Origin of the sequence: Streptomyces sp. NPDC002779, from assembly GCF_042888685.1 — a bacterium.
GTDB lineage: Bacteria > Actinomycetota > Actinomycetes > Streptomycetales > Streptomycetaceae > Streptomyces.
Genome location: NZ_JBIAQC010000012.1, coordinates 135,181 through 154,739, shown reverse-complemented (window position 1 = coordinate 154,739; position 19,559 = coordinate 135,181). Strand labels below are relative to the sequence as shown.

The 19,559-nt window shown below is 71.4% G+C and carries 12 protein-coding genes and 1 pseudogene; 8 read left to right on the top strand and 5 right to left on the bottom strand.

Annotated features, from left to right (window positions below):
* Positions 1-159 precede the first annotated feature (159 nt).
* The 3 genes from ACFYW5_RS29685 (at position 160) to ACFYW5_RS29675 (ending at position 3,437) form a co-directional block, all read left to right on the top strand.
* Positions 160-453, top strand: coding sequence for a hypothetical protein (locus ACFYW5_RS29685; RefSeq protein WP_389420183.1), 294 nt, complete (start codon positions 160-162; stop codon positions 451-453).
* A gap of 288 nt (positions 454-741) precedes the next feature.
* Positions 742-1,746 (top strand): TIGR03885 family FMN-dependent LLM class oxidoreductase, encoded by a 1,005-nt coding sequence (locus tag ACFYW5_RS29680; RefSeq protein ID WP_389420182.1) that lies wholly within the window; start codon positions 742-744, stop codon positions 1,744-1,746.
* Positions 1,737-3,437 carry an alpha-amylase family protein gene (locus tag ACFYW5_RS29675; protein ID WP_389420181.1) on the top strand — a complete coding sequence of 567 codons (1,701 nt, stop codon included), beginning with the start codon at positions 1,737-1,739 and terminating at the stop codon, positions 3,435-3,437. Before ACFYW5_RS29680 ends, ACFYW5_RS29675 begins: the two co-directional genes overlap by 10 nt.
* Positions 3,438-3,495: 58 nt before the next feature.
* Here ACFYW5_RS29675 and ACFYW5_RS29670 read toward each other — a convergent pair whose 3' ends face one another.
* Both ACFYW5_RS29670 and ACFYW5_RS29665 read right to left on the bottom strand, forming a co-directional pair.
* Entirely contained in the window at positions 3,496-4,803 is a 1,308-nt protein-coding gene (locus tag ACFYW5_RS29670) for a hypothetical protein (RefSeq protein WP_389420180.1), read from the bottom strand.
* 45 nt (positions 4,804-4,848) lie between these two features.
* Positions 4,849-6,330, bottom strand: coding sequence for an ABC transporter substrate-binding protein (locus ACFYW5_RS29665; protein WP_389420179.1), 1,482 nt, complete (start codon positions 6,328-6,330; stop codon positions 4,849-4,851).
* 3 nt (positions 6,331-6,333) lie between these two features.
* Between ACFYW5_RS29665 and ACFYW5_RS29660 the strand changes: the two genes are divergently transcribed.
* Positions 6,334-6,537, top strand: coding sequence for a BBE domain-containing protein (locus ACFYW5_RS29660; protein ID WP_389420178.1), 204 nt, complete (start codon positions 6,334-6,336; stop codon positions 6,535-6,537).
* Between the two features lie 268 nt (positions 6,538-6,805).
* On the opposite strand, the gene ACFYW5_RS29655 is transcribed toward ACFYW5_RS29660, so the two are convergent.
* Positions 6,806-7,009, bottom strand: coding sequence for a cold-shock protein (locus tag ACFYW5_RS29655; RefSeq protein WP_389420177.1), 204 nt, complete (start codon positions 7,007-7,009; stop codon positions 6,806-6,808).
* Positions 7,010-7,309: 300 nt separating this feature from the next.
* Between ACFYW5_RS29655 and ACFYW5_RS29650 the strand changes: the two genes are divergently transcribed.
* Positions 7,310-7,858 carry a putative immunity protein gene (locus tag ACFYW5_RS29650; RefSeq protein ID WP_389420176.1) on the top strand — a complete coding sequence of 183 codons (549 nt, stop codon included), beginning with the start codon at positions 7,310-7,312 and terminating at the stop codon, positions 7,856-7,858.
* 45 nt (positions 7,859-7,903) lie between these two features.
* Here the strand turns inward: ACFYW5_RS29650 and ACFYW5_RS29645 are convergent.
* Together ACFYW5_RS29645 and ACFYW5_RS29640 are read right to left on the bottom strand one after the other, a co-directional pair.
* A pseudogene (locus ACFYW5_RS29645) lies at positions 7,904-8,265 on the bottom strand (transposase); the annotation flags it as partial.
* 152 nt (positions 8,266-8,417) lie between these two features.
* Positions 8,418-9,266, bottom strand: a complete 849-nt coding sequence (locus tag ACFYW5_RS29640) for a helix-turn-helix transcriptional regulator (protein WP_389420175.1) — start codon at positions 9,264-9,266, stop codon at positions 8,418-8,420.
* Positions 9,267-9,405: 139 nt separating this feature from the next.
* Between ACFYW5_RS29640 and ACFYW5_RS29635 the strand changes: the two genes are divergently transcribed.
* The 3 genes from ACFYW5_RS29635 to ACFYW5_RS29625 all read left to right on the top strand — a co-directional run bounded on the left by ACFYW5_RS29635 (position 9,406) and on the right by ACFYW5_RS29625 (position 19,550).
* The gene (locus tag ACFYW5_RS29635; RefSeq protein ID WP_389420174.1) at positions 9,406-10,185 is read left to right on the top strand and encodes an NAD(P)H-dependent oxidoreductase; all 780 of its coding nucleotides are present in this window, start codon (positions 9,406-9,408) and stop codon (positions 10,183-10,185) included.
* Positions 10,186-10,466: 281 nt separating this feature from the next.
* Positions 10,467-10,781, top strand: coding sequence for a hypothetical protein (locus ACFYW5_RS29630; RefSeq protein ID WP_389420173.1), 315 nt, complete (start codon positions 10,467-10,469; stop codon positions 10,779-10,781).
* A gap of 591 nt (positions 10,782-11,372) precedes the next feature.
* Positions 11,373-19,550: an amino acid adenylation domain-containing protein gene (locus ACFYW5_RS29625; RefSeq protein WP_389420172.1), complete on the top strand. Its 8,178-nt coding sequence runs from the start codon at positions 11,373-11,375 to the stop codon at positions 19,548-19,550.
* The last annotated feature ends 9 nt before the right edge of the window (positions 19,551-19,559 follow it).

Here is a 19,559-nt window from a genome sequence, read left to right as displayed (position 1 = left end):
CCCGACGCACAGCGTCGGGGGCCGGAGACGTGTGGCCGAGGGGCCGTATGGGGCTCCGGCCGTCAAGGACAGCCGGCCTCAGGTCGTCGTCCCCTGCCCCCGCTGCGACAAGTCCCCCTCAGGCTGATCGAGTCGAGAGATAGGGGGTACACGCCGCGCATGGCACCGAAGAACGATCACTCCAAGTTCCTGCGGGCGGTACGGCAGATGCGCCGCATCCGAGCCTTCTACGCGCTGGGCGCTCTTCTCTGGGCGGCGACCGCCGCCTGGGGAGGCTGGCAGAACCCCGGTAGCCGGCAGATGTGGGTGCCCGTACTCCTGTTGGTCGTCTTCGCCGGTCTGCTGTCCGCGACGACCCTGTGGCTGAGGCAGCACCGGTCGAAGGACGGCGACCGGCCCGCCCACCACGCGGCTCCCCGCAGGCCGGCCGTCCGTCGCCACGCGAGCGCCTGACACGCGGACCTGCGAGCCCGGGGCCTGCGGAGACGCGGCGGCGCTCGGCCGGACACGAAGCCGTCAGCGCTGAGGAACGCAAGGCGCAAGACGGTTCTCGCCGGAGCGGGCCTGCTGAGGTCGCCCGAGGGCGCTTTCCCGTGGTCGTCCTGCGAGGGCACCTCCCAAGGTCCTCTCCCGCGCCCCTCACCCCCACCACGCGCATCATGCGGCGCGGGAGTTCCGACGGCGCCGATACCCGTGGGGTCGGCGCCCGTTGAGGGGCCGTCCGGGGGGTAGTCGGTTGCCATGACTGTCTACGGATTTCACGCCTCGCACGAGCAGATTCCACCCGCGGATCTCCTCGACGCCGTGGTGCGCGCGGAGCAGGCGGGCTTCTCCGCCGCCATGTGCTCGGACCACTTCTCGCCGTGGAGCGTGCGTCAGGGGGAGTCCGGCTTCGCCTGGTCATGGCTCGGAGCTGCCCTCCAGGCCACCGACCAGGTGCCGTTCGGTGTGGTGAACGCGCCCGGCCAGCGCTACCACCCCGCCGTCGTCGCCCAGGCGATCGCCACCCTCGCGTCCATGAACCCGGGCCGGTTCTGGACCGCGCTCGGCACCGGAGAGGCCTCCAACGAACACATCACCGGCGCGGGTTGGCCCCGCAAGGACATCCGCTCCGCGCGCCTGCGGGAGTGCGTCGACGTCATCCGGGCGCTGCTGCGGGGCGAGGAGGTCAGCCACGACGGGCTGGTGAGCGTGGACCGGGCCCGGCTGTGGACGCTGCCGCCCGAGGAACCGCCGCTGATAGGAGCCGCGTGCAGCACTGCCACCGCGGCCTGGTGCGCCGAGTGGGCGGACGGACTGATCACGGTCAACGCCCCGCGCGAACGCCTGCGCGAGATCATCGGCGCGTACCGTGACGCGGGCGGCCGTGGGCCCCTCCACCTCCAGGTGCACCTGAGCTGGGCGCCCGACGAGGCCGAGGCGCTCGCCCTCGCGCACGATCAGTGGCGGACCAACGTGCACTCCCCGCCGGTCAGTTGGGACCTCGACTCCGCGGAACTGTTCGACGTCGTCAGCGAGCACGTCACCCCCGAGCAGGTCGCGAGCACGGTCAACGTCTCCAACGACCTCGGCTGGCACGCCGCCCGGCTCCAGGAGTACGCCGACCTGGGGTTCGAGGCCGTGATGCTGCACCACGTGGGTCGCGAACAGGCCGCGTTCATCGACGCGTTCGGCGCCGAGGTACTGCCGCGACTCGACGTGACCCGCCCGATCCCCGCCACGGCCAAGGAGTACCGATGCGTCTGACCCGCACGTCCGACCTGTGGTGGAAGAACGCGGTGGTGTACTGCCTGGACGTCGAGACGTACCAGGACGGCAACGGCGACGGCATCGGAGACTTCGCGGGGCTCACCCAGCGCATCGACCACCTGGTGCGCCTCGGCGTGACCTGCGTGTGGCTGATGCCCTTCTACCCCACGCGGGAGCGTGACGACGGCTACGACATCACGGACTTCTACGGCGTGGACCCGCGCCTGGGTACCCTCGGCGACTTCACCGAGTTCGTCCGCACCGCGCGCGACCGCGGCATCCGCGTGATCGCCGACCTCGTCGTCAACCACACCTCCGAGGACCACCCCTGGTTCAAGGACGCCCGCTCCAGCCGGGACTCCGTCCACCGCGACTGGTACGTCTGGAAGGACGAGCCCCCCAAGGACGGCCCCGAGGGCGTGGTCTTCCCCGACGCGGAGGACAGCCTGTGGGAGTACGACGAGGGCAGCGGCCAGTACTACCTGCACCGCTTCTACAAGCAGCAGCCCGACCTCAACGTCGCCCACCCCGACGTCCGTGACGAGATAGCCCGCATCATGGGCTTCTGGACCCAGCTCGGCCTGTCCGGCTTCCGGGTCGACGCCGTGCCCTTCCTGCTGGAGACCGACGGACAGAGCGACGCGGGAGAGCTGCCCGACCCGCACGAGTACCTCGCCGACCTGCGTGCCTTCCTCGGCCGCCGCAACGGCGAGGCGGTCCTGCTCGGCGAGGTCAACCTGCCCTACGACGACACCACCCGCTTCTTCGGCGACCCCTCCTCGGACCGCGGCGACGAACTCACCATGTGCTTCGACTTCGTCGCGATGCAGCAGATGTACCTGTCGATGGCACGCCACGACGCCAGGCCGCTGGCCGCCGCACTGAGCGAGCGCCCCGCGGCACCGCGCGACGCCCACTGGGCCACGTTCGTGCGCAACCACGACGAACTCACCCTCGACAAACTCAGCGACGACGAACGGGCCGAAGTGTTCGCCTCCTTCGGCCCGGACAAGGACATGCAGCTGTACGACCGAGGGCTGCGCCGCAGGCTCCCGCCCATGGTCGACGGCGACCGGCGCCGCGTCGAACTGGCCTACAGCCTGCTGTTCACCCTGCCGGGCACCCCCGTGCTCTTCTACGGCGAGGAAATAGGCATGGGCGAGAACCTGGCCGCGGAGGGACGCCAGGCCGTACGCACCCCGATGCAGTGGACCCCGCAGAAGGCCGCCGGGTTCTCCACCGCCGAGCCGGACGCCTTCCCCAACCCGTTGGCGGACGGCGCGTTCGGTCCCCAGAAGATCAACGTGTACGAGCAGAGCCGCGATCCTGCTTCCCTGCTGAGCCGCATCCGTCTGTTCGTCGAACGCTACCGGGAGGCCCCCGAACTGGCCTGGGGTGACTACCGTTTGCTCACGACGGGGGAGGACGCCGTGCTGGCGCACGTCTGCAGTGACGGCGACGGCACCGTGCTGGCCGTACACAACTTCGCGGACCGGCCTCACACCGTACGGCTGGAACTGGCCGAGGCCGGATCCGGCGGACGGCTGACCGACCTGCTCGACGAGCAGCACACCGGTCTCAAGGCAGGCAAGGACGGCAAGTTCCACGTCGACCTGCCGCCGTACGGCTATCGGTGGCTCCGCGTCGGCACCCCGGCGGACGACCCCGAAAGCATCGCGTCCGGCTGACCGGCCCATGAGTGGCGGCCCCGAGCCCATCGTCGGGGCCGCCCCGACCCGTCGCGTTTCACAGCAGGAACGTGAGAGCCGTGATGGAGCACAGGAGGAAGGCGAGGACGGGCCAGTACAGCAGTTTGGGAGCCAGGTTGTCCCGCCACTGGATCAGTGCGAGGTGGGGGCCGCGGGAGAGCAGCAGTGCGTTCCAGACGACGGCGATGGTCATGAAGTAGAGGCAGAAGTAGACGTAGTCGATGTACGTGATGCCGTGGGAGCCGGTTTCGTTCCGTGCGGTGTTGTGGTCGACGGTCAGCACCAGCAGCATGGCCGCCGCGAATTCGACCACGGTCAGTCCGTCGAATCCGGCGAGCGGGAAGCGCCGGGTGTTCTTCGTGGTGACGAAGAGGGAGGCGAAGACGAGGACGGCGATGAAGGCCAGGGGGATGATCCGCCCGAAGAGCGGTGCGGCGAACTCTCTGGCCATGTGCATGTTGAAGTACAGCTCTGGATGCGCCTCTTGGCGGTACTGGCGGCCCTGTCCGAAGTTCACCGAGTAGCGCGGGGTGTCGTAGCTGAAGGAGGTGGTCTTGACGGCCCAGTTGCCTGGGACGAAGTTCGCGTCGAGGCCGTACGCGGCCGGCGCGCGCCAGGGCGGGTACGCGGCCAGGTCGGGGACGAGCTGGACTCTGCTCTCGAAGTCGGGGTGCCACAGGCGGAGCCACACGTCCTGTTCGTCCAGGGGGTAGGTACGGTAGTCGAACACCTGCCGGATCTGGACGTTGAAGTACCAGCCGATGACGTGCTCGCCGTCGCGGTGGACGTCGTAGACCTTGCGGGGCTCGTAGGAGTCGTCGGCTTCCGGCAGGACGACGCCGCGTTCGATGGCGGCCGGCACCGAGTCGGCGTACCGCTGCCAGATGTATCCGCTCACCTCGACGTCGTAAGGGCCCGTGAAGCGCAGGGCCTGGATGAACACACCCGTGGGCACGCGCACGTGGTGCACCGGTGCGGGGGTGTGGCGGGTGAGGTAGGCGTCGGTGTCGCGCATGCTGGTGACCTGCGTGCCGCGGGCGAGGGTGTGCGAGGTGTCGGTCATCACCGCGTACCAGATGAGTACGGTGCCGGTCAGCAGGACAGCGGCGGTCCATGCGCTGGCCAGCCACAGGCGGTGGACCCTCAGTCGGCGGATGCCGGCGAGGCCGGCCAGCAGGAGCAGGGCCAGTCCGGTGATCACGACGGCGCCGAGTGCGGGGCCGGGATCTGCGAAGTCCAGTCGCTGGTGTCGATGCGCGACGACCGCGAGCGTGACGGCGAACAGCGCGCCGGCGGCGAGGGCGAGCAGGTCGATTCCTCGGGCGGCAGCTCGCAGATGGTGCACCAGTGGATCGTGGTTCGGCGTCTTCACCACGTCACCGCAGCGAATTCAGCCGAGTTGGGCGACGTAGACGAGGAAGACCGACACGCAGAACACCGGATAGTAGACGCGGGAGACAAGCGCGAGCCGGTTCCAGGCCCGTATGTTGTCGTGTTCCTGGAGCCAGGCGCCGGCGAGCGAGATGAAGACGCATGTGCCCACGAGGAACATGAAGGAGTAGTAGGCCCACTCGAGTGCCACCGTGTATCCGATGTCCGGCAGGGAGTTGGTGACGTTGGTCAGCAGCACGGCGGCGCTGAGCATGGCGGTGACCTCCAGGGAGACGCGGGTGCTGGTGTAGCGGGGGTCGCGTGGAAAGAAGAGGGTGGCGTAGGTGACAGCGGCGCTGAGCAGCAGCGGCAGGAGGTTCTTGACGAGGAAGGGTGCCACGTCGCGGGCCACTGTGACGTTGGCGACGTACTGGGCGTAGTGAACGCCGTGTTCGCCCTGCGACAGGTCCGGGTCGCCGAGCCGCGCGGTGCTGCCCACGGCGGCCTTGTACAGACTCAGATCGCGCACCGTCCAGTTGGGCAGGCCGTCGATGGTCTGCCGGACGTCCTTGCCGCTGTTCAGTGCCTCCACGCGGTCCTGTTTCACCAGGGCCCGGTCCACGACGTAGACGACGCGGGAGGAGGGCTGGATGCGGTTCTGCAAGGTGATGGCGAGATGCTGCTGGTCGAAGGGGAAGCGGTGGAAGTCCAGCGAGGTGCTGAAGGTGGTGACGACCTGGTAGAGGCGGTATTTCACACCGTTGGCGGACGATGTGCGGACGGGGGCGGTCCACTTGAACTTGTCATCCGCCAGGTTGGGGAACTCCACGTCCGTGGCCTCGTCGCTGCCGCTGTAGCGGAACCACAGGAAGATGTCCGCCCTGAAGGTGCCTTCGCGGGTGTCGAGCGTGCTGATCCGGTTGACGTTGATACCGGTGTAGACGATCTGCTGACGGGCCAGCACCCTGCCCTCGAAGGAGACGGCCCGCTTGGCGGCCAGTTCCTGGGCCACGTCGACATCCTCCTCCGGGCTGTACTCGGTCAGCTGGACGGGAGCGGAAACGATGTCTCCGGACTGGACGATGCCGATGGTGACGGGCAGGTGCAGGGAGCGGGTTCGGTCGAAGAAGACCCGCCCGTACAGGCCTGGGATGCCCTTGCCCGGAGTGTTCATGGCGGCCAGCGCGTCGCGGATCGCTGTCCTGTCCCGTTCGCTCACGTGGGCATGGTGGATCTTTGCCCGGCTGATGGCGTGCACGGCCATGTCGGCCGCCGTCTGTCCTGACATCGCCTTCCAGGAGGGCATGGTGCCGTAGCGGTCCCGGAAGGCGGTTGCCCAGGTCAAGCCGGCTCCGGTGAGGCTGTCGGCGAGTTGGGGTGAGGCGGCGTAGAACCGTCCGGTCATCGAGCCGGGTGCCGTCCGTTCCAGGTCGGAGGCGGCCAGGCGGGAGCCGAACTGGGTGTTGGACAGGTCATCGCCCCCGATGACGGTGGCACGCACGCCATGGCGGCGCAGGTAGGTCAGCGTGGCCAGTGCGGGGTCTTCCGGCAGGGCGAGCCGGACCCGGACCTGCCTGACTGGCAGCACGCCTACTACGGCGCCAACTACCAACGCCTCACCGGCGTCAAGCGCCACTACGACCCGACCGGCCTCTTCCGCTACGGCCAGAACATCGGAGTCGCCGAGACCACGACAGCACTCTCCTGACCGGATCAGCCCTGGCCACGGCTGCTCCAGGCGGCTTCTCGCACGGGTTGCCCGGCCGTCAGCGGCCCGCCGGGGGTGTATGCGCAGATGGCCAGCCTGTCAGGTGGCGGACGGAACCGGCTGCGGCCGGCGGCTGACCGGGGTGGCGCGCAAGGCCGCAGCGAAGCACTGGCGGCGGCCGCAGACATGTTGATCACGTCTGCAGCCTCGTGGCCCGGTCCACCTTCTTTGTCTTACGCGAGAAGCCGGGCGACCTCATGTCGATCGGCTACAGGATGCGAACGTCGGTCGCCTGCGGGCCCTTCTGGCCCTGAACGGTCTCGAACTCGACCCGCAGGCCTTCGTCCAGGCTCTTGAAGCCACTGCCCCCGAGCGCGGAGTAATGGACGAACACGTCCGGACCACCCCCGTCCTGGGCGATGAACCCGAAGCCCTTCTCCGCGTTGAACCACTTCACAACGCCTTGTGCCATCAGTGCTTCCGCCCCTTCGGTGCGTCACCTCGTACGACCAGGTTCGCTGACGGGAAGGACGAAACGACCGGGTTCGCCGTCAAACGCCTCGATTGGATGACAGCAGACCACCAGGATCGGTGCCGGGCGGCGGATCCGCAGATGCTTCCTGCACGCAGCCTGAGGGGAGTACCTGCAGGAGCGGCTGGTCACCGAGATCGCAGACGCCCGCACCGATTGCCGAAGAGGCCGGACCACGCCCCAGCAGCCCGGAGCTCCCCTGCCACCTTGCTGTCCAGCGCGATGGTCGAGGATGGATTCATGGCAGAGGACGAGAGCGAGATCGCTCTGAGCAAGCAAGATCTTCGTGAGGTCACCGCGTTCGCGGCGGTGTGCGCGGAAGTGGTGCTCGGAATATTCGAGGCAGACCAGCCCGACGACTCGCGGCCTCGAGACGCTATCGGTGCCGCGTGGGAGTTCGCCCGGGGTGGTGAGCGAGGGAAGTCTTTGCGCGACACAGCGTGGGCGGCCCTCAAGGCAGCCAAGAGTGCGGAAACCGCGGCTGCGCGCGAGGCAGCGCGGGCAGCGATGTCCGCGGCCGGCGCCGCGTACTTGCATCCGCTGGCGAAGGCCACCCAGGTCAAGCACATTCTCGGTGCCGGCGCTCACGCGGCCAGAGCAGCCGAGCTCGTCGCTGGCGACAATCGGGGCGTTGGTGCCGAACATATTGAGCGAGCGGTGCATCGTGCGACACCGGTCGTCGTGGAGGTGCTCAAACGCTTCCCAGCGGCACCAGGTGGCGGTGGACGGGTGGGTGAACTGATTCGCATGTTGGACGCTGACCTTCGTTCGATCACCCTCACTGAATGACTCTCAGCGCCCAGATGACGCGGCCCGCTGACCACGGTCCCAGCGCGACACCTCGACGACCCAGCGGCGGGGCAGCACGTCGAAGCCGGGGGCGTCCTTGGGACGGCTGACAGGCTTCATGGTGAGGTTGAGGTGCTGTTTCGCCCAGTCGACGAGCTTCCCAGCATAGGCAGAGGCGGTCCGCACGATCGTGATCGCGGGGTGCATCAGGCGCAGGGGAACAGGGCTTCCTTCGCGGCTGCGGCTGCGGCGTCGTGCAGGTCCGCGGGGGTGACCACGACCATGAAGGGAAGGCTGCGGGTGTCGACGACCAGATGGCGCTTGCGGCCGTACTTGCAGCCCGTAGCGACGACGTACCGGATCGCGTCGACGATCTCGCGGCGGGGGCGCTTCTCCGGTCGGCCGCCCGCTACAACAAGTGGACCAGAGCCCGGGAATGGACAGCTGATGTACAGCACTTTGGGAGGCACCCCGCCGCACACAGAAAACGAACTGTCCAGCAGCCCCGACAGCAGCCGGCATCATCCCCGCCTCTTGTGTGGCGGGGGGCGTCGTTGAGTTACTCGCGAATCTGGGCGTTCACTGGGGGATGGTCATTGCCGTCGTCAGCGCCCAGGCCGGCGAGCAGGCGCAGTCCGTCCTCGGCGGGGCTGCCGGGGGACGCGGACAGCACCAGTAGCTCGATCCCTGATTCGTCGGGCAGCGCGAAGTTCTCCTGGTGCAGTTCCAGCAGTCCGACCAGGGGGTGCCGGTAGGCCTTGCGTCCATGTGTGCGGGCGCGTACGTCCGCGCGGGCCCAGAGGCGGCGGAAGCGTTCACTGCCCATCGCCAGCTCGCCGATGAGTGAGGCGAGGCGGGGATCCTCGGGGTATTTGCCGGCGGCCAGGCGCAGATGCCCGACCACGTCGAGGGTGCAGTTCTCCCAGTCCGCGTAAAGTCCGCGCTCGGCTTCCTCGAGGAAGATGTGCCGTGCGGTGTTCAGGCCCGGCACCGGGCGGCCGTAGAGGAGTGTGGCGAGGCGGTTTCCGGCGAGTACGTCCGTGCGGTGGTTCATGATCAGCGCGGGTGCGTCGGATACCAGGTCCAGGACGCGCAGCAGCTCCGGCCGGACCCGCCCGCCTGGTGCCTTCGCGCGGTGACGGCGCTGCCGGGCGAGCCGGTAGAGGTGTCCGCGTTCGGTCTCGTCGAGGCCGAGGACGCGGGCGAGGGCGTCGAGGACCTGCTCGGAGGGCTGGGTCGCGCGGCCCTGCTCCAGGCGGACGTAGTAGTCGACGCTGACTCCGGACAGGTGCGCGACCTCTTCGCGGCGCAGCCCTTCGACCCGGCGGCGGCTGTCGGTGGGGATGCCGGCAGCCGCCGGGTCGACCCGGGAACGCCGGGTCCGCAGGAAGCCCGCGAGATCGTCCATGTGCCCAGTATGGCCTCGGCGGGGGCCCGTGAAGGTGGTCCTGCCGGTACCAGGAAGTCCCGTCCGACGGAACATGAGCCCCTGAACGCCGGGCGCCGTGGCGTCCAGGATCGGAGGCATTCGATCCGAAGGAGTTCCCATGAAGACGCTGATCGTCTACGCCCACCCGGAGCCGAAGTCGCTCAACGGCTCCCTGAAGGACCTCGCGGTGTCCACGCTGTCGAACGCCGGGCACGAGGTACGGGTGAGTGACCTGTACGCGATGCACTGGAAGGCGGTCGTGGACGCCGCGGACTACGGCACCAGCGCCTCGCGTCCGCTGAAGGTCGCCCTGGACTCGGGCCGGGCCTTCGACTCCGGGACGCTCACCGCGGACGTCCGCGCCGAGCAGGAGAAGCTGCTGTGGGCCGACACGATCATCTTCCAGTTCCCGCTGTGGTGGTACACGATGCCCGCGATCCTCAAGGGCTGGGTGGACCGGGTCTTCACGTACCACTTCGCCTACGGCGTCGGCGAGCACAGCGACACCAAGTACGGCGAGCGCTTCGGCGAAGGCACCCTGGCGGGCAGGCGGGCTCTGCTGTCGGTGACCGCCGGCGGCCCGGAGTCGCATTACGCCGCTCGCGGGATCAACGGCCCCATCGACGATCTGCTGTTCCCGATCCAGCACGGCATCCTCTACTACCCGGGCATCGAGGTGCTGCCGCCGTTCGTGCTGTACGGCGCTGACCGGATGACCGGCGAAGACTATGCGGACGTCGCCAAGGCCTTCGAACAGCGCCTGCTCACCCTGGAATCGACCGAGCCGATCGCATTCCGGCGGCAGAACTTCGGCGACTACGAGATCCCCTCGCTGCACCTGAAGGAGGGGCTGGAACCGGCGGGTCGCAGGGGTTTCGGGCTGCACGTGAGCGGCTGACGCCATCGATGGAACAGGACGAGCCGAGGCGCGGACCCAAGAGCAGTGGCGAGGGCTGTGGCGGCAGTGGCGGCCGGCTACCTGCTCTCGGCCGTGGACCATCCCCGCTTTGCAGCTGCATCGGAGCCGTCCCCGAGCCGCGCCTGAGAGGCAGTCACGGCCGTCACTGCAATCGGGCTGCGCCGCCCTCCTTAGGGGCGGTGCACCCTTGCGTCTTCAGTTCGGAGACCGGCCTGACGGCTCCGCGCCCGGACACAAGCACGCTTACGGGCGGTCATCGCATGCAGACAGTCCGCGAAGCGCACGAGGCTGAGACGCGGGTGCGCCTGCCGGTAGGGTTCTGGGCCGATGGGCTGCTGGTGGGGGTGGGGGAACCCGGGTGGTTCGGCGTGCGGCTGCTGACCCGTGAGGAGGTGATCGTGGCCCTGCGGAGGAAGGGACCGTCGTTGGCCGCCACGGGCGTCATCCCGTCCTGGGGGGTGCGGGATGCCGACGCGTCCTCCGCTCTGTTCGACGCCGCCGACCAGAACGGCGACGCCGCACTCAGCTTCGCCGAGTTCACCGCGGTGGTGGACCGCCGGTTCGGCTGGAGCTGATCAGCGCTGAAGGCTGCTGAGGGCGGTGGCCAGATCGGCCGCTGGGGGCTCGAGTACGCCGTCGCGACTGGCGCCAGTGCGGGGGAGCAGGAGGTACTCCGGACGTTTTTCCGGGCCATAGCGGCGATCCGCCGAAGTTGGTGCTGAGGACGGCGGCCTCGGGCTCGAAGAGAGCGCAGCCTCCAGGAGGCGTCCGAAGAGCGCTGGGTTCGCATACGCGGCCTCCTCCGAGCCGTCGTGCAGCGCATGCACCGCGGGCCACTCCTGGCGGTTTCTTCGCCCACCTCGTGTGCACCCGGGCGGCTTCTCCCGGCGCGTGAGGGTCTCGGCCGCGGACTGACTGCAACCGGGCCGTCTGACTCCGGGAGGCCCTGGTCACGGTAGGGGCTGTTCCGAACACTTCGGAACAGCCCCTCGATGCGTTCGCTCGACGCGCACCGCCTTCGACGGCGAACGGGATAACGAGGACATAGCCGGGTCGATATCTACGTGCACCATCATCGATTCCGCATTCAGGCGCCCGGTCGTTCGGGCGGACAGCGGCCGAAGGTGTGCGGAGGGTTCATGGCGGCGGGTGCGGAGCCTTTGCACGTGCACGAGGTGTTCGAGCGGCGGGCGGCCCGGACGCCGGACGCGATCGCCGTCGTACACGGCGCGCACCGGATGGACTTCCGGGAACTGGACGAGCGCGCCGAGCGGCTCGCCGGGCAGCTCGTCCGTCTCGGCGTCGGACCGGACGTCCTGGTCGGCCTTTGCGTGGAGCGCGGCTTCGACATGGTCGTGGGTGTGCTGGGCATCCTCAAGGCCGGAGGCGCCTACGTGGCCCTCGACCCCGTCCATCCGCCCGAGCGGCTGAGCCGGACGACCGAGGACGCAGGCCTGGGCCTCGTGGTGACCCGGCGCCGCCTGACCCCGCTCCTGCCGCACGGCCCCCGCCCCGTTCTGCTGGAGGAGCTGCGCGAGCGGTCGGCACCGCCTGGGGTACGGGCCCGCCCGGCGCCCGCCTCCCTCGCCTACCTGATGTACACATCCGGCAGCACGGGCACCCCCAAGGGGGTACTCGTGACCCACGCCAACCTGATCAGTCTGCACAGCGCCTGGGAACGGCTGTACGGGCTCCGTACGGCCGCCCTGAAGCTGGTGTCCGTCAGTGGGCTCTCCGTGGACCTGTTCCTCGCCGACCTGCTGCGTTCCGTCTTCGCCGGGGGCACCGTCGTCATCGCCGAACAGGACGTGATCACCGATCCGTCCCGGCTGTTCGAACTCGTGACGCGCAGTGGGGGCACCGCCATGGAGCTGGTGCCCTCGCTCGCCAAGCTGCTGGCCCGGGAGGCCGCCTCGCGCGGCACGCGCATCCCGCCGATGCGTCTGCTGTCCGTCGGGTCGGAGGGCTGGCTCGCCGAGGACTGCCGGGAACTGCTGGCTGCTGTCGCGCCGGGCAGCACGGTGGTCAACGCCTATGGCACGACCGAGACGACGGTGGACTCCTGTGTCCTGTTCCTGGACGAGCAGGTGATCGAGGGCGCGACGACCGTCCCGGTCGGGCCCTCCATCGCCGGCACCACCGTCCACGTCCTGGACGCGGCCCTGCGGCCCGTACCCGCGGGCGGAACCGGGGAGTTGTACATCGCCGGGCCTGGGCTGGCGCGCGGCTACCACGGCAGGCCCGGCGCGACCGCGCTCGCCTTCGTGGCCCACCCCCGCGGTGCCGCAGGTGAGCGGCTGTACCGCACCGGCGACCTGGTCCGGCGCAGGGCCGACGGGCACCTCGACTTCCTGGGCCGCACCGACGGGCAGGTGAAGATCCACGGCCACCGGGTGGAGACCGCCGAGGTGGAGAACGCGCTGGTCGCGAGCCCCGGCGTGCGGGACGCGGCGGTCGCCGTCAAGGAGGACGACGGAGGGCGGCGCAGGCTCGTCGGCTATGTGGTGACCGAGGACGGCGCAGAACCCGACCCCACCCGGCTGCGTGACCGTCTCGCCGGGCGGCTGCCGGAGCACATGGTGCCGACGGTCTTCGTCGCACTGGACCGGCTGCCGCGGCTGCCCGGCGGCAAGACCGACCGGCGTGCGCTGCCCGACCCCCGCCCGCCGCGGTCGGCCGACGCTGGCTTCGAGCCCCCGCGCACCGACACCGAGCGGATGCTGGCCCGCGTCTGGTCCGAGGTCCTCGGCGTGCAGCGCATCGGACGGCACGACGACTTCTTCCGCACCCTCGGCGGCGACTCGGTCCTCGCCATGCAGGTGGCCGCCCGCGCCCGCGCCGCCCTCGGCGCCCCGCTCCCGCCCGGCGCCCTGTTCCGGGCCCCCACACTGGCGGCCCTGGCCACGGAGACGGACGCCACACGCACCGAGGGCCGGGACCGAGCCGACGAGCGTCCTGCCACCGCGCCCCGCGACCCCCGTGCTCAAGGCGACGCCCTGCTTCGGCTGGTGCCCTCCCACGCTCAGCGGCGGCTGTGGTTCCTGCACCAGTACGATCCCGGCCCCGCCTACCACGTCAGCCTGGCGTTACGGCTGGTCGGAGCGCTGGACCCGGTCGCGTTGGACGTCGCGCTGAACTGGGTCGTCGCGCGCCACGAAGGGCTGCGCACGACGTTCGTCAGCGAGGCGGGCCGCTGTGTCCAGGTCGTGCATCCGAGGGCCCGGCTGCGGCTGGCGCACAGCGGCCTCAGCGGGCTCCCGGAGCTGGAGCGCGAGGCCGCGACCGAACGACTGCAACACGCCGACCTGGCCCGCCCCTTCGATCTGGCCGAACTGCCGCTGCTGCGCCCCCGGCTCGTCCGGCTCGGCGAGCACGAGCACCTCCTGACCCTGACGGCGCATCACATCATCACCGATGACTGGTCCTACGAAGTGCTGGCCGCCGAACTCGGAATCTGCTACTCGGCCGCCGTGGCCGGTGCGCAGACGGCGCCCGACCTCCCGCCGTTGCCTCTGCGGCATGCGGACCACGCCGTCCGGCAGCACCACCGTCTGACGGAGAACGGCCGCGCCGATCGCCACCTCGCCTACTGGCGGCGGCAGTTGGACGGCATGGCACCTCTCGAACTGCCCCGAGACCGGCCCCGCACCGCACGCACCGGTTCCGCGGGCCGCCTCCGGCGCACTCTGCCCCCGCCGTTCCGCGACCGGCTCGCCGCGCTGGGCCGCGAGCAGGGCGCCACGCTGTACGTGACGCTGCTGGCCGCCTGCATGCTGCTGCTGGCCCGGCGCACGGGCCGACAGGACATCGCCGTCGGGACCGTCGTCTCGGGGCGCGACGACGTGGACCTGGAGGGGCTGGTCGGGTTCTTCGCCAACACGGTCGTGCTGCGCGGCAGCGTGGATGAGCGGCACAGCTTCGCCGAACTGCTGGGTGGGGTAAGGAACATGGTCGCAGGGGCCGTGGACCACGCTGAACTTCCCTTCGACCGGCTCGTCGAGGAACTCGCGCCGGACCGCCACTCCGGTCAGGACCCGCTGGTCCAGGTACTGATCGTGATGGCCAACACCCCGGCCCGGCCGCGGAGCTTCACCGGCCTGACCGTCACCGAGGACGACGTGCCCGCCGTGGCCGCCGACTTCGACCTGACCGTCGAGTTCCGGGACGCGGACGACGGGCTGCGGGCGGACTTCCTGTACCGCGCGGACCTGTTCGACGCGGCTACGGTTGAGCGGCTGGCGAGCGCCCTTCAGGAGCTGCTGGACCGGCTCGGGCGGGAGGGGCACCGGCCGCTGCGTGAGCTGCCCCAATTGACCGGCGCCGAGCGGCGGGATCCGGCCCTCCGGCTGGACGGCGGCCCCGCCGAGGACGGCCGCTGTGTGCACGAGGTGTTCGCCGAACAGGTACGCCGCGATCCCGGCGCGACCGCCGTCGTACACGGGCGGGAGCACGTGACGTACGGCGAACTCGAACACGCCGCAAACCAGTTGGCGCAGCATCTCGTCGGCCTGGGCGTCGGCCCGGACACCGTCGTCGGAATCTGTCTCGACCGGGGCCCGAAGTTCGTCGTGGCCGCGCTCGCCGTACTCAAGGCCGGAGGCGCCTTCCTGCCCCTGGACCCCGGCCACCCGCCGCGGCGGCGCGCCGATGTGATCGCCGACGCGGCACCGCTCGTCATCGTCACGGACCGCGAGCACGCGGCCCTGTTGCCGGAGGGCGCCGCGCCCCTCGTACGCCTTGACGCGGAGGAGGAGCGCACGGCGATCGCCCGGCACCCTGGCACCGCGCCCCGGCGGCCGGTTCTGCCGCAGCACCTCGCCTACGTCGTCCACACCTCCGGGTCGACCGGGCGGCCCAAAGGTGTGCAGATCCCGCACGCCGGGCTCACCGCCCTCGCCGCCGACAGCCGACGCACGCTCGGACTGGGGTCCGGCGCACGGATGCTCCAGCATCTGTCCTGCGCGTTCGACGGCGGCCTGTGGCAGATCCTCATGCCTCTGCTGACCGGGGCGGCCGTGTGCTTCAGCCTGCCCGAGGAGCGGCTCGACCCGCAGGCGCTGGCCCGCCGGGTCCGCGCCGACGGTACGACCGTACTGATGCTGCCGCCCGCCCTGCTCGGCACCCTCGACCCCGCCGCGGTGCCCGACTCGGTGCTCGTCTGCTCGGCGGCCGACGTGTGCCCCGCGGACACGGCGCGGGCCTGGGCGGCCGGACACTCCTTCGGCAACCTCTACGGGCCGACCGAGACCACGATGTGCTCCACCGCCCACCTGGTGCCGCGCGGCGCCGCGGAACCGGTGGCCGGTGCGGACGGTGTGCCCATAGGGCGGCCCGTGGCGGGTGCGCGGCACCATGTCCTGGACCCCTGGCTCCGCCCCGTCCCCGTCGGCACGCCGGGGGAACTCCACATCGCCGGGGCCGGTCTGGCGCGCGGCTACCTGGGGCAGCCCGCGCAGACCGCGGCACACTTCATCGCCGATCCGTTCGGTCCGCCCGGCAGCCGCATGTACCGCACCGGCGACATCGTGCGGCCACGGGCCGACGGCACCCTCACCCACCTGGGCCGCGTCGACGACCAGGTCAAGATCCGCGGCCACCGCGTCGAACCGGCCGAGACGGCGGCGGCGCTGCGCGCTCACCCCGATGTAGCCGAGGCCTTCGTCACGGCCTGGCGCGACGAGGCGGGCGAGGCACGGCTGGCGGCCTACGTCGTGCCGCGCCCCGGCCGGGACGCCCCCGCCGGCACGGCCCTGCGCCGTCTGCTCGGCCGCACCCTGCCCGCCGCCCTGATCCCGTCCGCCTTCGTCGCCGTACCTGCCCTGCCCCTCAACGCGAGCGGCAAGATCGACCGGGGCGCCCTGCCCCGACCCGGGCCCGCCCGCGCGCCGGAGTCGGCGTACGCGCCGCCCGAGACGCCGGTGCAGCGGACCCTGACGGGCGTCTGGTCGGCGGCCCTGGGGGTCGAACGCGTCGGTGTCGACGACGACTTCTTCGACCTCGGCGGCGACTCCATCACCAGCGTGCGGCTCGTCGCCGAGGCCCGCGCGGCCGGTCTCGCGGTGACCCCGAAGGACGTGTTCGAGCGGCCCACGGTGCGCGCCCTGGCCGAGGCGGCGCGTGCGGTCGTGCCCGCGGCCGAGAGCGTCCCCGTCCGACGCGACCGCTACCCGCTGACCCCCCTCCAGGCCGGGCTGCTCTACCACTCCCTGGCCGGGCGGGACCTCTATGCACGCCGCATCACCCTGACCCTCGCGGGCATCACGGACGCCGACGCGCTGGCCCGCGCCTGGCAGCACGTCGTCGATCAGTCGCCGGCCCTGCGCAGCACCGTGCACCTGCCCTACGGCGGGCGGCCGGAGCAGATCGTGCACCCGGAGTTCCGGGTGCCCGTCACGGCGTACGACTGGCGCGGGCTCGGCCCGGACGCCCGGCGGGACGCGCTGGCGGCACTGACCGAGCGGGACCGGGCGCAGGACCCCGATCCGCGGCAGGCACCGCCGCACCGGCTGGCCCTCGCCCGCACCGGCGACGACGAGATGACGGTCCTGTGGACCACCCACCACCTGTTCGTGGACGGCTGGAGCGTGTCGGAGATCCTCACCGACGTCCTCGCCGCGTACGAGGACCTCGCCGCCGGACGTGCCCCGGCCGTCGTGCCGCGCAGGCCCTTCGCGGACTACGTCCAGTGGCTGCGCGACCGCGACCAGGCCGAGAGCCGCGCCCACTGGCAGGCGGAGCTGGACGGTCGCACCGCGCCGACGCCGCTCCCGTACGGCCGCCGTCCCGCGCCGGGCGGCCGGAGCGGGCCGCACGCCGAGCACACCCTCACGATCCCGCTGCCCGAGCACGAGCGGCTGCGCGCCTTCGCCCGGCGCCACCGGCTCACCCTCAACACCCTCGTCCAGGCCACGTGGGCACTGCTGCTGTCCCGGCACGCGGGCACGGACGACGTCGTGTTCGGCGCCACCGTCTCGACCCGCGAAGCCGACCTGCCGGACGCCGGGAGCATGATCGGGCTGCTCGTCAACACGCTGCCCGTGCGCATCCGCGTCGACGAGCGCGCCCCGCTGCTGGACTGGCTGCGCGCCGTCCAGGACCGTCAGGTCGAGGCACGACGGCACGCCACCTTCCCGCTGTCCGAACTGCCGGGCGCCGCCGGACGGTTCGACACCGCCCTCGCCTTCGACAACATCCCCTACGACCCGGCCGTCGTGCGCGTGGGCACGGTCCGCGTCGTCCGCCTCGACACCGACAACACCACCAACTATCCGCTGTCGCTGCTCGTGCACTCCGGTGGTGCTCTCGTGCTCCAAGTCGACTACGACACCACCGTGTTCACCCCGGACGAGATCGCCCGGCTGGCCGACGAGCTCCGCACCGCGCTGCTCGCCCTGGAGGCCGTCGCGCCGGACGCGCCGGTGGCGGCCGTACCCCTGACCGGCGAGAGCGCGCCGCGCGACCCCGCCGGAACACCCGGTGCGCTCGAACCGGCCTGCGTGCACCACCTGTTCGCGGCCCAAGCGGCTCGTACGCCGGACGCGACGGCACTCTCGTACGGCGACGGGGAGCGGGCGGAACGGGTCACTTACGCGGAGCTGGACGCGCGCTCCAACCGGTTCGCGCACCACCTGATCGAGTGCGGTGCCCGGCCAGAGGCCCTCGTCGCGGTCGCCCTGCCCCGCGGCATCGACCGGATCGCCGCCCAACTCGCCGTCCTCAAGGCCGGAGCCGCCTTCCTGCCCCTGGACCCCGACCACCCCGGCGAGCACGCCGCACACGCCGTCGCTGACTCCGGCGCCGCACTCCTGCTGACCCGGACGGGCGAGGACGCCCCCTGGCGGCCCGGTACGGTGCGTGTCGTCGCTCTCGACGGGGTCCTGCTCGACGGCCTGCCGGACACCGCGCCCGTGGTATCGGTACGGCCGGACAGCACCGCCTACACGATCTTCACCTCCGGATCGACCGGCAGTCCCAAGGGAGTCGACGTCACCCACCGGGGAGTGACCGGCATGCTGGCCGCGGTGCGCGGCACGGGCGCCGGTGGTCCCGGCAGCCGCGTCCTCCAGTTCGCGGCACCGAGTTTCGACGCCGCCTTCTGGGAGACGTGCGCGGCGTTGCTCACCGGCGCCACCCTCGTCCTGGCCCCCGCCGCACGGCTCCGGCCGGGCCGTGAGCTCGCCCGGACCCTGGCCCGGGAGGCCGTCACCCACGTCACGCTGCCGCCCGCGGTGCTGGGCATGCTGCCCGACGGGGCACTGCCCCGCGCGACGGCCGTGGTCTCCGCGGGCGAGCACCTGCCCGCCGCGCTCGCCGCCCGGCTCGCCGTGCGGAACAAGGTCTTCAACGCCTACGGGCCCACCGAGAGCACGGTGTGCGCCACCGTCAGCGGCCCGCTCACGGGCGACGGCGAACCGCCGATCGGCACCCCCGTGCCCGGCACGCGCGTGTATGTGCTGGACGCCCGGCTCCGGCCGGTGCCGACCGGCGCCGCGGGCGAGCTGTATCTGGCGGGCGCCGGGCTCGCCCGCGGATACCGGGAGCAGCCCGCGCAGACCGCCCTGCGGTTCACGGCCAGTCCGTACGGGCCGTCGGGCGCCCGTATGTACCGCACCGGCGACCGGGTCCGCCGCCGGGGCGACGGCGGGCTGGAGTTCCTCGGGCGGGTCGACGACCAGGTCAAGGTGCGCGGATTCCGGGTGGAACCCGCCGAGGTCGAGGCGGCGCTGACCGCCCATCCGGCCGTCGCCCAGGCCGCCGTCACCGCCGACGGCACCGGCCACACACGACGCCTGACGGCCCATCTGGTCCCCGCGACCTCCGTCGACGGCACTCAGGACGCGCTTGACGCCGTCCGCGCGGACCTCGCCCGGCGGCTCCCCGGCCACCTCGTGCCCTCGGCATGGCTGGTGCGGGACAGCCTCCCGCTCACCCCGCACGGCAAGGTAGACCGCCACCGCCTCGACGCCGCGCCGCCCACCCGGCCCGTCACCGGCCGCGCTCCGCGGGGCGCGACCGAGCGCTGGGTCGCCCGGGAGTGGGCCCGGCTCGTCGGCCGGGACGGCATCAGCGCGCGGGAGAAGTTCTTCGAGGCCGGCGGAACCTCCCTGAGCCTCCTGGAACTGGCCGCACGACTCAACCCGCCCGGGCGCGAACCGATCCCGATCGCGGACCTCCTCGAACACTCCACCGTGGAGGAGATGGCCCAACTCCTGGACGAGCGGGGCGGGCCACCGTCGGGCCCCGCTCCCGCGCCGGTTGACCAAGTCGACGTCGGAACGGCTGAGCGCGCGGCGGACGAGGGACCGGATGCCGTGGACGACGGCACCGGCGACTGGGAACTGTGATGCGGGAGG

What these genes read in the sequence shown, in the direction of transcription:
- ACFYW5_RS29635 (WP_389420174.1), top strand. Translation starts at nt 9,406, where the DNA reads ATGAAGACGCTGATCGTCTACGCCCACCCGGAGCCGAAGTCGCTCAAC.
- ACFYW5_RS29685 (WP_389420183.1), top strand. Translation starts at nt 160, where the DNA reads ATGGCACCGAAGAACGATCACTCCAAGTTCCTGCGGGCGGTACGGCAG.
- ACFYW5_RS29675 (WP_389420181.1), top strand. Translation starts at nt 1,737, where the DNA reads ATGCGTCTGACCCGCACGTCCGACCTGTGGTGGAAGAACGCGGTGGTG.
- ACFYW5_RS29660 (WP_389420178.1), top strand. Translation starts at nt 6,334, where the DNA reads ATGGCGGCGCAGGTAGGTCAGCGTGGCCAGTGCGGGGTCTTCCGGCAG.
- ACFYW5_RS29680 (WP_389420182.1), top strand. Translation starts at nt 742, where the DNA reads ATGACTGTCTACGGATTTCACGCCTCGCACGAGCAGATTCCACCCGCG.
- ACFYW5_RS29640 (WP_389420175.1), bottom strand. Translation starts at nt 9,266, where the DNA reads ATGGACGATCTCGCGGGCTTCCTGCGGACCCGGCGTTCCCGGGTCGAC.
- ACFYW5_RS29650 (WP_389420176.1), top strand. Translation starts at nt 7,310, where the DNA reads ATGGCAGAGGACGAGAGCGAGATCGCTCTGAGCAAGCAAGATCTTCGT.
- ACFYW5_RS29655 (WP_389420177.1), bottom strand. Translation starts at nt 7,009, where the DNA reads ATGGCACAAGGCGTTGTGAAGTGGTTCAACGCGGAGAAGGGCTTCGGG.
- ACFYW5_RS29630 (WP_389420173.1), top strand. Translation starts at nt 10,467, where the DNA reads ATGCAGACAGTCCGCGAAGCGCACGAGGCTGAGACGCGGGTGCGCCTG.